15 protein-coding genes and 2 pseudogenes are annotated in these 12,478 nt (G+C 73.5%); 14 read left to right on the forward strand and 3 right to left on the reverse strand.

From position 1 onward, the window contains the following. Nucleotides 1-3 precede the first annotated feature (3 nt). A complete protein-coding gene (locus AMIR_RS06250) occupies nucleotides 4-345 on the forward strand; it encodes a histidine triad nucleotide-binding protein (protein WP_015800089.1) in 342 nt (113 codons plus the stop codon). Nucleotides 346-357: 12 nt separating this feature from the next. Here the strand turns inward: AMIR_RS06250 and AMIR_RS06255 are convergent, their stop codons facing one another. After that, the gene (locus AMIR_RS06255) at nucleotides 358-1,149 is read right to left on the reverse strand and encodes a GNAT family N-acetyltransferase (protein ID WP_015800090.1); all 792 of its coding nucleotides are present in this window, start codon (nucleotides 1,147-1,149) and stop codon (nucleotides 358-360) included. Nucleotides 1,150-1,281: 132 nt separating this feature from the next. Here AMIR_RS06255 and AMIR_RS41525 point away from each other — a divergent pair. The 13 genes and pseudogenes from AMIR_RS41525 to AMIR_RS06315 form a co-directional block, all read left to right on the forward strand. Then, nucleotides 1,282-1,977 (forward strand): annotated as a pseudogene (locus tag AMIR_RS41525) (PhoH family protein); the annotation flags it as partial. 915 nt (nucleotides 1,978-2,892) lie between these two features. Then, nucleotides 2,893-3,246, forward strand: a pseudogene (locus tag AMIR_RS41530) (PhoH family protein); the annotation flags it as partial. A 5-nt stretch (nucleotides 3,247-3,251) separates the two neighbouring features. After that, a complete protein-coding gene (ybeY, locus tag AMIR_RS06265) occupies nucleotides 3,252-3,815 on the forward strand; it encodes an rRNA maturation RNase YbeY (protein ID WP_015800092.1) in 564 nt (187 codons plus the stop codon). Nucleotides 3,816-3,828: 13 nt separating this feature from the next. Then, entirely contained in the window at nucleotides 3,829-5,133 is a 1,305-nt protein-coding gene (locus AMIR_RS06270; RefSeq protein WP_085945073.1) for a hemolysin family protein, read from the forward strand. Beyond that, complete coding sequence (locus tag AMIR_RS06275) at nucleotides 5,126-5,458, forward strand: hypothetical protein (RefSeq protein ID WP_015800094.1); 333 nt, start codon at nucleotides 5,126-5,128, stop codon at nucleotides 5,456-5,458. Before AMIR_RS06270 ends, AMIR_RS06275 begins: the two co-directional genes overlap by 8 nt. After that, nucleotides 5,459-5,803 (forward strand): hypothetical protein, encoded by a 345-nt coding sequence (locus AMIR_RS06280; RefSeq protein ID WP_015800095.1) that lies wholly within the window; start codon nucleotides 5,459-5,461, stop codon nucleotides 5,801-5,803. It abuts the gene before it with no gap. Nucleotides 5,804-6,330: 527 nt separating this feature from the next. Continuing rightward, nucleotides 6,331-7,227, forward strand: coding sequence for a GTPase Era (gene era / locus AMIR_RS06285; RefSeq protein ID WP_015800096.1), 897 nt, complete (start codon nucleotides 6,331-6,333; stop codon nucleotides 7,225-7,227). Further along, complete coding sequence (gene recO, locus AMIR_RS06290; RefSeq protein ID WP_015800097.1) at nucleotides 7,228-7,980, forward strand: DNA repair protein RecO; 753 nt, start codon at nucleotides 7,228-7,230, stop codon at nucleotides 7,978-7,980. A gap of 34 nt (nucleotides 7,981-8,014) precedes the next feature. Beyond that, nucleotides 8,015-8,881, forward strand: coding sequence for an isoprenyl transferase (locus tag AMIR_RS06295; protein ID WP_015800098.1), 867 nt, complete (start codon nucleotides 8,015-8,017; stop codon nucleotides 8,879-8,881). Further along, nucleotides 8,878-9,306, forward strand: coding sequence for a YbjN domain-containing protein (locus tag AMIR_RS06300; RefSeq protein ID WP_015800099.1), 429 nt, complete (start codon nucleotides 8,878-8,880; stop codon nucleotides 9,304-9,306). Before AMIR_RS06295 ends, AMIR_RS06300 begins: the two co-directional genes overlap by 4 nt. 2 nt (nucleotides 9,307-9,308) lie before the next feature. After that, nucleotides 9,309-9,593 (forward strand): hypothetical protein, encoded by a 285-nt coding sequence (locus AMIR_RS06305; protein WP_015800100.1) that lies wholly within the window; start codon nucleotides 9,309-9,311, stop codon nucleotides 9,591-9,593. An 87-nt stretch (nucleotides 9,594-9,680) separates the two neighbouring features. Further along, entirely contained in the window at nucleotides 9,681-10,685 is a 1,005-nt protein-coding gene (locus AMIR_RS06310) for a permease (protein WP_015800101.1), read from the forward strand. Further along, on the forward strand, nucleotides 10,682-11,425 hold the full coding sequence (locus AMIR_RS06315) for a TIGR03943 family putative permease subunit (RefSeq protein ID WP_015800102.1): 744 nt from the start codon (nucleotides 10,682-10,684) through the stop codon (nucleotides 11,423-11,425). Before AMIR_RS06310 ends, AMIR_RS06315 begins: the two co-directional genes overlap by 4 nt. Before the next feature lie 83 nt (nucleotides 11,426-11,508). On the opposite strand, the gene AMIR_RS06320 is transcribed toward AMIR_RS06315, so the two are convergent. Both AMIR_RS06320 and AMIR_RS06325 read right to left on the reverse strand, forming a co-directional pair. After that, nucleotides 11,509-11,934 carry a Fur family transcriptional regulator gene (locus AMIR_RS06320; protein ID WP_015800103.1) on the reverse strand — a complete coding sequence of 142 codons (426 nt, stop codon included), beginning with the start codon at nucleotides 11,932-11,934 and terminating at the stop codon, nucleotides 11,509-11,511. Then, complete coding sequence (locus tag AMIR_RS06325; RefSeq protein WP_015800104.1) at nucleotides 11,931-12,332, reverse strand: ArsR/SmtB family transcription factor; 402 nt, start codon at nucleotides 12,330-12,332, stop codon at nucleotides 11,931-11,933. Before AMIR_RS06325 ends, AMIR_RS06320 begins: the two co-directional genes overlap by 4 nt. Nucleotides 12,333-12,478: the final 146 nt, after the last annotated feature.

Below are 12,478 nucleotides of genomic sequence, written 5' to 3' on the forward strand. Positions count from 1 at the left end.
GGCATGGACGACTGCCTGTTCTGCAAGATCGCCGACGGCGCCATCCCCGCCACCGTCGTGCACCAGACCGACACCGTCATCGCGTTCCGCGACATCGCGCCGCAGGCCCCCGTGCACGTCGTGCTCGTGGCCAAGCGCCACGACACCGACGCCGTGGCCCTGGCCAAGGCAGCCCCCGGCGTGCTCGACGAGCTGTTCCTGGCCGCGGGCGAGATCGCGGAGGCCGAGGGCGTCGGCGGGTCCGGCTACCGGCTGCTGTTCAACACCGGGGCGGACGCGGGGCAGACCGTCTTCCACGCCCACCTGCACCTGCTCGGCGGCACGCGGCTCGGCCCGCTGGCCTGAGCGCCCGCGACCTCACCCCAGCGCCTGCGCGATCGGCGCGAACAGCCGCTCCCGGCGGCCCGGCGGACGGGTGGCGCCCAGCACCATCGGCGCCACCCGGTAGCCCTCGCGCATCCCGTTCTCCAGCAGCCACGCGCGCAACCCCGGATCGGCGGTGTCCACCCGCGCGTCCCGCCCGGACACCAGGTCCGCGACCAGCTCCCGCGCCCCGGCCACGTCCTCGGCCACCACCGGGCCCACCACCAGCGGGCTCGGGTCCGCCCAGCAGCCCGCGAACCCGGACGCCGACACCACCACCCGCTCGGCGAACCCCAGGTACGCCTCCCACAGCGCCGACCGGTCCGCGCCGAACACCTCGGCGTCCAGCGCCACCAGCGCGGCCGGGTCGGCCGGCGGCGACGTGGCCCCGGACGGCGGCCCGGTGAACACCCCGAAGTGCGTGACCAGCTCCGGCCCGGACACCACGAACCCGAGCTTCTCGTACAGCGGCAGGCCCTGCTCCGTGGCGTGCAGCGACACCACCGGCGCGTCCGCGCGCTCCAGCGCGGCCTCCACCAGCCGGCGGCCCAGCCCCCGGCCCTGCCTGCCCTCGGCCACCAGCACCATGCTCAGCGCCGCGTGCGCGTCGCCGTAGCGGGTCAGCACGGTCGTGCCGACCAGCGTGGAGCCGTCGAACAGCCCGAGCCCGGTGCCGGTGGCCAGCAGCAACCGCCACTTGCGCTCCTCGTGGGACCAGCCCCGGCCGGTGGCGAGGGCGAGGCAGGCGGGGACGTCGTCGGGGGTCAGAAAGCGCAGCTCTTCCACGGTCCCCAGTAGACCCCCGGCCCGTCACGGCCCGTTACTCCGGTGCACCCGAGCGCTTCGGGCGGCTAGCATCGGGGGTGACCCGATCCGACGGATTCGACGCGAAAGCGCAGGAAGCAGGCCCGAGGCCACGTGGCCGACACCGCTGACAGCACGCCGCAGGCGCAAGCTCGCTCCAAGTTCTCCGTGCCGGACGGCGCGGTGCTCGCACTCCTCGGATCACGCGACGAGAACCTCCGCGCGGCGGAGGAGCTGCTCGACGCGGACGTCCACGTCCGGGGCAACGAGATCACCCTGACCGGGGAGCCCGCGGACGTCGCGTTCGCCGAGCGGGTGTTCACCGAACTCGTCACCCTCGCCGGCCGCGGCCAGCAGCTCGGCTCCGACGCCGTGCGCCGCACGATCGCGATGCTGTCGGCGGGCACCAGCGAGTCCCCGGCCGAGGTGCTGAGCCTGGACATCATCTCCCGGCGCGGTCGCACCATCCGCCCGAAGACGCTCAACCAGAAGCACTACGTCGACGCCATCGACAAGAACACGATCGTGTTCGGCCTTGGTCCCGCGGGCACCGGCAAGACCTACCTGGCCATGGCGAAGGCCGTGCAGGCCCTCCAGGCCAAGCAGGTCACCCGGATCATCCTGACCAGGCCCGCCGTCGAGGCGGGCGAGCGGCTGGGCTACCTGCCGGGCACCCTGAACGACAAGATCGACCCCTACCTGCGCCCGCTGTACGACGCGCTGCACGACATGGTCGAGCCGGAGTCCATCCCGCGCCTGATGCAGGCGGGCACGATCGAGGTCGCGCCGCTGGCCTACATGCGCGGCCGGGCCCAGCCGGTGACCACGAAGGTGCTCACCCCCGACGGCTTCCGCCCCATCGGCGAGCTGCGGGTGGGCGACCTGGTCGTCGGCTCGGACGGCGAGCCGACCCCGGTGCTCGGGGTCTACCCGCAGGGCGAGAAGGACATGTACCGGGTCACCGCCCAGGACGGCTCGTCCGTCCTGGCCTGCGGCGAGCACCTGTGGACCGTCCGCACCGCCTCCGACCGGCGTCGGGACAAGCCGTGGCGGGTGCTGGAGACCCAGGAGATCGCGGCCGGCCTTGGCGACGCCCGTCACGAACTGCCGGTGCTCACTGGTCCGGTGCGCCTGCCCTGGCAGCCGGTGCCCGTGGACCCGTACGCGCTGGGCCGCTCGTTCCACGCTGCCGGCGCGTCGGTCGTCCCGGTCGCGCCGCCCGGTGGGACGAGCCGAGGTCGTGGCGTGGCGGTGCTGGAGAACCCGGTTGCGACGCCGCTGGCGGCCGCTCCTGAAGGCGTTGCCATCCCGGACGTCTACCTGGCCAACACCGTCGAAGTCAGGCTCGCGCTGCTCCAAGGGCTCCTCGACGCCGCAGGCGCTCCGGTGGGGCAGCTCGGGCGGACGTGCGCGGTCCGGTTCGAGACATCCTCGTCAGCCCTGCTGAACGGCGTCGTCGACCTGGTCCGGTCGCTGGGCGGGGTGGCCCACGTCGTCACGGCGGACACCGATCCGGCCCACGTCCTCGACATCCGCCTCCCCGAGGGCGTCGAGCCGTTCCGGCTGGCGCGCAAGCGGGAGAAGTACCGCGCCGCGGGCGGTGGCGGCAGGCCGATGCGGTTCGTCGACAGCATCGAGCCCGAGGGCCGCGCCGAGGCGGTGTGCATCCAGGTGGCGGCCGAGGACTCGCTCTACGTCACCGAGGGCCACCTGCTCACCCACAACACCCTGAACGACGCCTTCATCATCCTCGACGAGGCCCAGAACACCACGCCCGAGCAGATGAAGATGTTCCTCACCCGCCTCGGCTTCGGGTCGAAGGTCGTCGTCACCGGCGACACCACCCAGGTCGACCTGCCCGGTGGGCAGCGCAGCGGGCTGCGGGTGGTGCGGGACATCCTCGACGGGGTCGAGGACGTGCACTTCTCCGTGCTGACCAGCGGTGACGTGGTCCGGCACAAGCTGGTCGCCGACATCGTGGACGCCTACGAGAAGTGGCAGGTCGAGCAGGACGAGCAGGCCGACGGCCACCACCGGGGACCCGGTGCGCGGGCTCGGGGCGAGCGGCGGGGACGATAGGCGCCGTGAGCATCGAGATCGCTAACGAGTCGGGCGCGCAGGTCGACGAGGCTTCCATCGTCGCCGCCGCCCGGTTCGCGTTGGACCGCATGGGGGTCAGCCCGCTGGCGGAGCTGTCCGTGCTGCTGGTCGAGCTGGACGTGATGGCCGACCTGCACCAGCGCTGGATGGACCTGCCCGGCCCGACCGACGTGATGGCCTTCCCCATGGACGAGCTGGACTCGGCCCGCCGCCCCGACGCGGCCGGGCTCGGGCCCGCGCTGCTGGGCGACATCGTGCTGTGCCCCGCGTTCGCCGAGGACCAGGCCGCCAAGGCGGGCCACAGCCTGATGGACGAGCTGCACCTGCTGACCGTGCACGGCGTGCTGCACCTGCTGGGCTACGACCACGCCGAGCCCGCCGAGGAGCGCGAGATGTTCACGCTCCAGAACCGCATCCTGGGCGACTACCGGGGTTCGATCGCGGAGGCCGAGCGGAAGACGGCCCAGCGCGCGGCGGACTCCAAGCTGCTGGGCGCCGCGGGGCTGGAGGACGACGGTCCCGAGCGACCCGCCGAGCCGAGCGCCTGAGGCGGCCGGGGTGATAGCCGGTTCCACCGGGCTGCTGGTGCTGGCGGTCCTGCTCATCCTGGCCGCGGGCGCGTTCGCCGGGGTCGACGCGGCGCTGGGCACGGTGTCGCGGGCCCGCGTCGAGGCGCTGCTGCGGCAGAACAAGCCGGGCGCCAAGCAGCTGATGATGGTGCTGGGCGACCGGCCCAGGCACGTGAACCTGCTCCTGCTGCTGCGCCTGGGCTGCGAGCTGTCCGCGACGGTCCTGGTGACCGTGGTCAGCTTCCGGCTGGTGCCGGTGGGCTGGGCGGCGGTGCTGACGGCGGGCGCGAGCATGCTGGTCGTGTCGTACGTGCTGGTCGGCGTGGGTCCGCGCACCCTGGGCCGCCAGCACCCGTACGCGGTGAGCCTGCTGGCCGCCGCGCCCGTGCGGGTGCTCGGCCGGGTGCTGGGGCCGCTGAGCAAGCTGCTGATCCTGGTCGGCAACGCGATCACGCCGGGCAAGGGCTTCCGCGAGGGTCCGTTCTCGTCCGAGGTGGAGCTGCGCGAGCTGGTCGACATGGCGCAGGAGCGCGGCGTCGTCGACGAGGGCGAGCGCGAGATGATCCACTCGGTGTTCGAGCTGGGTGACACCATCGCCCGCGAGGTGATGGTGCCGCGCACCGAGATCGTGTGGATCGAGCAGGCCAAGTCGGTGCGGCAGGCGCTGGCGCTGTCGCTGCGCACCGGGTACACGCGGGTGCCGGTGATCGGCGAGAGCGTGGACGACATCGTCGGCGTGGTGAACCTGAAGGACCTGGTGCGGATCGCGCTGTCCGAGCAGCCGAACGGCAAGCTCGTGTCGGACGTGATGCGTTCGCCCGCGTTCATCCCGGACACCAAGCCGGTCGCGGACCTGCTGCGGGAGATGCAGCTGTCGCGCAACCACCTGGCGGTCGTGGTGGACGAGTACGGCGGCACGGCCGGGCTGCTGACCATCGAGGACATCCTGGAGGAGATCGTCGGGGAGATCACCGACGAGTCCGACACGGACGACCGGCAGCCGGTGGAGTACCTGGCGGACGGGGCGGTGCGGGTGAGCGCGAGGCTGCCCGTGGACGACCTGGACTCGCTGTTCGGCACCGAGCTGGACGACCACGAGGTGGAGACGGTCGGAGGTCTGCTCGCGCAGCGCCTGGGCCGGGTCCCGCTGCCGGGCACCGAGGCCGAGATCGCCGGGCTGCGGATGCGCGCCGAGGGCGGCAAGGACGAGCGGGGCCGGATGCGCATCACGACCGTGCTGGTGCGCCCGCTGGCCAGGCCCGCTGAGGATGACGAGGGGAGCGGCGGCGATGAGTGAGCTCGGTCCGGAGGACCTGAAGATCGTGACGTTGGCCAGGTCGGCGCGGGCCCGCACGGGCGCGGCCGAGGGGGCGGCGGTGCGGGACACCGACGGTCGCACCTACGCGGCGACCACGGTGGCGCTGCCGTCGCTGGCGCTGACGGCGCTGCAGGCCGCCGTGGCGGCTGCGGTGGCCAGCGGCGCGGAGGGCCTGGAGGCGGCGGCGGTGGTGACCGGCGCGGACGCTCTGGACGCCGCGTCGGTGGCGGCCGTGCGCGACCTGGGCGCGTCGGCGCCGGTGTTCCGGGCGGACGGCTCGGGCGCGGTCGTGGAGACGGCGTAGGTGCGGGACTACGTGACGGTGTGCCGCGGCTGCTGCTGCGGCACGGTCAAGAAGCACCCGGACTTCGACCACGAGCACCAGCTGGCCAGGCTGCGCGAGCTGGCGGCGGGGTCGGGCGGGCGGCTGAGCGTGCGGACGGCGGACTGCCTGGACGCGTGCGAGAGCTCGAACGTGCTGGTGGTGAAGCCGCGCGGCCAGCAGCCGGTGTGGCTGGGGTTCGCGCTGGACGACGGCGTGGTGGACGACGTGGCGTCCTGGCTGGAGGAGGGCGGCCCCCTGCCGGAGCGGCTGGCGCTGAACCGGGTGTCGCCGCCGAAGCCGGTGAAGAAGTCGAAGAGGAAGTGAGCCGGTCCCGCCCGCCTGAGCTCGGAGCCCGGCGGGCGGGACCGCCGCCCCGCGCGCACGCGGGGCGGATCACGGGTTCATGATCGACGGAATCGAGCGCGCCACCCCCCGATCCCGGTCCTGCGGCACTGGCTGCCCCGCCACGCCTGCGACGGCGGCTACCTCAACCACTACCGAGCGGGCGGCTCACCCGGCCGTGCTCGATCGGGACGGCTGGCGCGCGGTCGCCCGAGCGAGGGCCGCCGAGGACGACGGGTGGTCGGGCTTCGAGGCGGCTCACGCGCTGGGGCCGCGCATCACCGCCGGACCTGGCTGAGCCGCGTGACGACCGCTCCCGGCGCACCCCGCCCAACCGGGAGCGGTCCCACCCGTCCGTCCCCCGAACGGGCGGCCCGCGCCCGCCGCCGCGCCCGATCCCGCCCCACCGCCCACCCGAACCCCGCCCGCCCGCGTCCTACCAGGCATCCGCGGTCCCGCCCCTCCCCGCCCGGCGGCGGGCGGGAACGGACAGCAGGGACAATGGGCGGATGGATGGTTACCGCTCCGGCTTCGCGTGCTTCGTCGGCCGCCCGAACGCTGGCAAGTCGACGCTGACCAACGCGCTGGTCGGGACCAAGGTCGCGATCACCTCCAGCAAGCCGCAGACCACCCGGCACACCATCCGGGGCATCGTGCACCGCGAGGACGGCCAGCTGATCCTGGTCGACACCCCCGGTCTGCACCGGCCGCGCACCCTGCTCGGCCAGCGCCTCAACGACCTCGTCCGGGAGACCTGGTCCGAGGTGGACGTGGTCGGGTTCTGCGTGCCCGCCGACCAGAAGGTCGGCCCCGGCGACAAGTTCATCGCCGCCGAGCTTGCCAAGATCGCCAAGCGCACCCCCGTCATCGGCATCGTCACCAAGACCGACCTGGTCCCCCAGCAGCAGGTCCTCGAACAGCTCATCGCGCTGCAGGAGGTGATGGAGTTCGCCGAGATCATCCCGGTCTCGGCGGTCGACGGCTACCAGGTCGACACCCTCTCCGACCTGCTGCTCGGCAAGCTCCCGGAGGGCCCGCCGCTCTACCCGGACGGCGAGCTGACCGACGAGCCCGAGCAGACCCTCGTGGCCGAGCTGATCCGCGAGGCCGCGCTGGAGGGCGTGCGGGACGAGCTGCCGCACTCCATCGCCGTCGTGGTGGAGGAGATGCTGCCCCGCGAGGGCCGCGACGACCTGGTCGACATTCACGCGAACGTGTTCGTCGAGCGCCCCTCGCAGAAGGCGATCATCCTCGGCCACCGGGGCGAGCGCCTCAAGCAGGTCGGCATCACCTCCCGCCACCAGATCGAGAAGCTCCTCGGCACCCGCGTCTACCTCGACCTGCACATCAAGATCGCCAAGGACTGGCAGCGCGACCCGAAGCAGCTGCGCAGGCTGGGGTTCTAGGTGGCCAACCTGTACCGGGACACGGGGGTGGTCCTGCGGGTGCAGAAGCTCGGCGAGGCCGACCGGATCATCACGCTGCTCACCCAGCGCCACGGCAAGCTGCGCGCGGTCGCCAAGGGCGTCCGCCGCACCTCGTCGCGGTTCGGGGCGCGGCTGGAGCCGTTCGGGCACGTCGACGCGCAGTTCCACCCCGGCCGCACGCTCGACGTCATCACCCAGGTGGAGACGATCGACGCGTTCGGCGTGGTCCTGGTCGACGACTACCAGCGGTACACGGCGGGCTGCGCCGTGCTGGAGACCGCCGACCGGCTCACCTCCGAGGAGGGCGCCCCGGCCCTGCGGCTGTACCTGCTGGTCACCGGGGCGCTGCGGGCGCTCGCCGACGGGCGGCGCGACCCGTCGCTGCTGCTCGACGCGTTCCTGCTGCGCGCGATGGCGTTCGCGGGCTGGGCCCCGGCGGTGGGCGAGTGCGCCCGCTGCGGCGAGCCCGGCCCGCACCGGTCGTTCAACGTGCAGGCGGGCGGGGTGGTCTGCGCCAACTGCCGCCCGCCCGGCAGCGCCTCACCATCGGGTGAGACCCTGCGCTTGCTCGCCGCGCTGCTGCACGGCGAGTGGGACGTGGTCGACGAGATCCCGACCGGTCCGCGCCGCGAGGGCAGCGGTCTGGTCGCGGCGCACCTCCAGTGGCACTTGGAGCGCCAGCTCCGGTCGCTTCCCCTGGTGGAGCGCAGGCAGTCGACCGCCGAGAACTAAGAGCCGCCTCCGCACCAACCCCGAGAGGACAGTCATGCTCCGCCGCAGGAGGGCCGAGCGCGAGACGCGCGCACCGCGGCCCCCGGAACCCCTCGCGTCGGGCGCGAAACCCCCCGCGATCCCGGCCGAGTTCGTGCCCAAGCACATCGCGATCGTCATGGACGGCAACGGCCGCTGGGCCAACCAGCGCGGCCTGTCGCGGGTGGAGGGCCACAAGCGCGGCGAGGCCAACGTGGTCGAAGCCGCCAAGGGCGCCATCGAGATGGGCGTGAAGTGGCTGTCGCTGTACGCCTTCTCGACCGAGAACTGGCGGCGCAGCCCCGAGGAGGTCCGCTTCCTCATGGGCTTCAGCCGGGACGTGATCCACCGCCGCACCGACGAGCTGGACGAGCTGGGCGTGCGGGTGCGCTGGGCCGGGCGCAGGCCCCGGCTGTGGCGCAGCGTCGTCACCGAGCTGGAGTCCGCGCAGGAGCGGACCAAGCACAACACCACGCTCAACCTGGCGATGTGCATCAACTACGGGGGTCGCGCCGAGGTCGGCGACGCCGCCCGCGAGATCGCCCGCCTGGCCGCCGCCGGCAAGATCAACCCGGACAAGGTGGACGAGCGCACCATCGCCCGCTACCTGTACCAGCCGGAGATGCCCGACGTCGACCTGTTCATCCGGCCCTCCGGCGAGCAGCGCACGTCCAACTTCATGCTGTGGCAGTCCGCGTACGCCGAGCTGGTGTTCCAGGACATCCTGTGGCCGGACTTCGGCCGCGAGGACCTGTGGCGCGCCTGCGAGCAGTACGCCATGCGCGACCGCCGCTTCGGCGGCGCGATCGACCGGCCGGACGACCGCACCGGGCCCGACCCCGGCCCGGACGACGCCCCCGAACCCGATGAGGAGACCTCGTGACCGACGAGGACGCCGAGGTCACCGCCCGGCTGCTCACCTCGGCCCGCACCGCGCTGGAGCTGTTCCACGAGGTGCACGTGGACGACGACGGCGCGCTGAGCTTCCGGCACGGCGACGTGCCGTGCGCGGTGCAGGCGATGCGGCTGGCCGAGGGCCTGACCGTGCTCAGCCTCACCTGCGTCGTCGCCTGGGACCTGCCGAACAGCCCCGACCTGGCCTCGTCGGCCGCCGAGCGGGCCGGTCAGGGCCTGTTCGGCACGCTCGGCGTGGTCCACACCGACCGGGGCATGGACGTCACCCTGCGCTACGCCTTCCCCGCGGAGGGCCTCGACCCCGAGCCGCTCAGCACCCTGCTGATGCTCGTCGTTTCCACCGCCTCGCAGCTGCGCGGCGAACTGCTGGCCAGAGCGGAAGGCGGAGCCTGATCATGGGTGGCGTTGTGGTGTACGAGCCCGAGGACGCCGACGAGGTCGAGGGCCTGCCCTGGGCGGTCACCTTCGAGGCCTCCGGCGGCGAGGACTGGGGCAGCTTCGTGTGCGGGCCGTACCTGCGCGACGACGCGGTGGCGCTCGCCGAGTCCGTGGTGAGCCAGCGGCGCGGCAAGGTGCTCGCCGTGGTCGAGCCGCTGCTGCCGGTCGAGGACGTGGCCGACGTGCTGGCCACCATCGACGAGCTGCAGGAGGAGTACGAGGAGGACGAGGAGGAGGCCTAGCCGGGCGGGACCGGCGGCGTCGGGACTTCCCGGCCCGTTCCCCGGTCGTTCCTCCGAACGCGTGAGCGGCGTGGCATCATCTCGGCAATGACAATCACTGGCGAGATCAGGGGGCCGCGCCGCCCGCGCGCCCGCTGGCGCGTCACCTCGCTGGAGGTCCTGTGCGGCCTCCTCGTGCTGGCCCTGCTGCTGCAGGACTGGCTGGTGGGGGTGCTCGACGTGCCCGCGCTGCGCACCGGCGCCACGGTGTTCGTCGCGGTGTGCGTCCAGGCCATGCCGTTCCTCGTGCTCGGCGTGCTCATCAGCGGCGCGATCGCCGCGTTCGTGCCCGCGTCGCTGCTGCGCCGCGCCATGCCCCGCAACCCCGCGCTGGCCGTGCCGGTCGCGGGCCTCGCGGGCGTGGCGCTGCCCGGCTGCGAGTGCGCGTCGGTGCCGGTGGCCAGGCGGCTCATGCAGCAGGGCGTCGCGCCCGCCGCCGCGCTGGCGTTCCTGCTCGCCGCGCCCGCCGTGAACCCGGTGGTGCTGGTGTCGACGGCCGTCGCCTTCAAGGACGCGCCGTGGATGGTGCCCGCCCGGTTCGTCGGCTCGCTGCTGACCGCCGTGGTGATGGGCTGGTTGTGGACCCGCTTCGGCAAGGCCGGGTGGATCGCCGAGCGCGCGCTGCGCCGCATCGCCGACCACGACGGCCGGTCGAGGTGGGCGGTGTTCGCCGAGACCGCGCGGCACGACCTGGTCGAGGCCGGCGGGTTCCTGGTGCTGGGCGGGGTGTTCGCGGCGGTGTTCAACGTGCTGGTGCCCACGGCGTGGCTGGAGACGCTGGGCGCGCAGATCGCGCTGGCGGTGCTCGTGATGGCGCTGCTGGCGGTCGTGCTCGCGCTGTGCAGCGAGGCCGACGCGTTCGTGGCCATGTCGATGTCCGCGCTGCCGCTGCTGCCCCGGCTGGTGTTCCTGGTCGTGGGACCCGCCGTGGACGTGAAGCTCGTCGCGCTCCAGGCGGGCGCTTTCGGGCGGAAGTTCGCCGCGCGGTTCGCGCCTGCCACGTTCGTGGTGGCCGTGGCCTGCGCGCTGGTGTCGGGGTGGGTGTTCCTGTGAGGCGCGAGACCCAGAACGTGCTGCTCGTGCTGCTCGGCGGCGCGCTGCTGAAGCTGGCGCTGACCGGGACGTACCTGCGGTACGTGAAGGCGTCGCTGCAACCGTGGCTGGTGGCCACGGGGGTGGTGATGGTGCTGCTGGCCGTGGTGGCGATCGTGCGGGACGTGCGGGCCCAGCACGCCAGGGCGACCTCCGGCGAGCCCGAGGCGCACGACGACCACGAGCACGGCGACCACGAGCACGGGGGCAGCCGCAGCCCGTGGCTGCTCCTGCTGCCGGTGCTGGCGGTGTTCCTGATCAGCCCGCCCGCGCTCGGCTCGGACAGCGTCAGCCGGGCCGACGACGGGCAGCCGCAGGCGCAGTCGTCCTCCGGCGGGTTCGCGCCGCTGGCCGACGACGCGGTGGTGCCGCTGACCATCACCGAGTTCGTCACCCGCACCGCGTGGGACGACTCCGGCTCGCTCGACGACCGCACCGTGCGGCTCACCGGGTTCGTGGCGCGGGTCGACGGGCAGGTGTTCGTGGCGCGCCTGGCGATCTCCTGCTGCGCCGCCGACGCCCGGCCGATCAAGGTGCTGCTCACCGGCGCGGACATGGGCGTGTGGGCGACCGACCAGTGGGTCGAGGTGACCGGGCGGTACGTGCCGGGCACGGCCACGAAGGAGACCGCGTACGTGCCCACGTTCACCGTGGGCGAGGTCGTCCCCATCGCCGCGCCCCGGGAGACCTACGAGGGCTAGGCGCGCGCCTGCCCCGGACCCCCTTCGGGAGGGTCCGGGGCAGGGCGTCGTTCGCGGTGCCGCGTTCCGGTGCTCGCGCCCGGTCAGGACCGGGCGGCCGTGCAGTCCGCGCAGGTGCCGAAGATCTCCACGGTGTGGCTGATCGCGGAGAACCCGTTCTCCTCGGCGACCCGGTCCGCCCACTTCTCCACCGCGGGCCCCTCGACCTCCACGGTGTGGCCGCAGTGCCGGCACACCAGGTGGTGATGGTGGTGGGCGGAGCAGCGGCGGTAGATCGCCTCGCCGGAGTCCGTGCGCAGCACGTCCACCTCGCCCGCCTCGGCCAGCGACTGGAGGGTGCGGTAGACCGTGGTCAGACCGATGCCCTCACCGCGCTTGCGCAGCTCCTCGTGCAGCTCCTGGGCCGAGCGGAACTCGTCGAGCTGGTCGAGCAGCTTGGACACGGCGGTGCGCTGCTTGGTGGAACGCAGCCCCGGCACCGCGGTGCCGGGACGCTCGCTTGTCGTCACAGGTCCTCCGTCCGGGACGTACGGGCCTCGTTGATACCACGAGTGGTCTCCTCCGCGTGCGTCACCGCGTCGACGACGATGTGCGCGAGGTGCTCGTCGGCCAGCCGGTAGACCACCTCCCGCCCGTGCCGCTCGCCGTGCACGACGCCCGCGGCCTTGAGCACGCGCAGGTGCTGGCTGATGAGCGGCTGGGCCACGCCCAGCGCCTCGACCAGCTCGTGCACGCAGCGGTCGGACTCGCGCAGCTGGAGCACGATCGCGATGCGGACCGGCGCGGCCAGCGCGCGGAGCAGCTCGCCCGCGGCCTCCAGGGTGGCCGTCGGCGGGCGGGCCGGGGCCGGGCGCGGCGCTTCGCGAGCGGGGGAGTGCACGTGCCCGCCCCTCACCCCAACCGTCACGGCGCCTCCCACTTGGCATGGATTTTCACCCCCAATACTAGGCGCTTCCCCGCCCGACCCCGAGGTCGTTCCCGAGGACGTCGCCCGGTCGTTCCGCGGGCGACTTCCGGGGTGGTCCTCCGGCGGGTCCTCCGGGCCCGGCCCGA

Source organism: Actinosynnema mirum DSM 43827 (genome assembly GCF_000023245.1).
Lineage (GTDB): Bacteria > Actinomycetota > Actinomycetes > Mycobacteriales > Pseudonocardiaceae > Actinosynnema > Actinosynnema mirum.

What these genes read in the sequence shown, in the direction of transcription:
- AMIR_RS06250 (WP_015800089.1), top strand. Translation starts at nt 4, where the DNA reads ATGGACGACTGCCTGTTCTGCAAGATCGCCGACGGCGCCATCCCCGCC.
- AMIR_RS06275 (WP_015800094.1), top strand. Translation starts at nt 5,126, where the DNA reads ATGAGTGAGCTCGGTCCGGAGGACCTGAAGATCGTGACGTTGGCCAGG.
- era (WP_015800096.1), top strand. Translation starts at nt 6,331, where the DNA reads ATGGATGGTTACCGCTCCGGCTTCGCGTGCTTCGTCGGCCGCCCGAAC.
- AMIR_RS06295 (WP_015800098.1), top strand. Translation starts at nt 8,015, where the DNA reads ATGCTCCGCCGCAGGAGGGCCGAGCGCGAGACGCGCGCACCGCGGCCC.
- AMIR_RS06305 (WP_015800100.1), top strand. Translation starts at nt 9,309, where the DNA reads ATGGGTGGCGTTGTGGTGTACGAGCCCGAGGACGCCGACGAGGTCGAG.
- AMIR_RS06310 (WP_015800101.1), top strand. Translation starts at nt 9,681, where the DNA reads ATGACAATCACTGGCGAGATCAGGGGGCCGCGCCGCCCGCGCGCCCGC.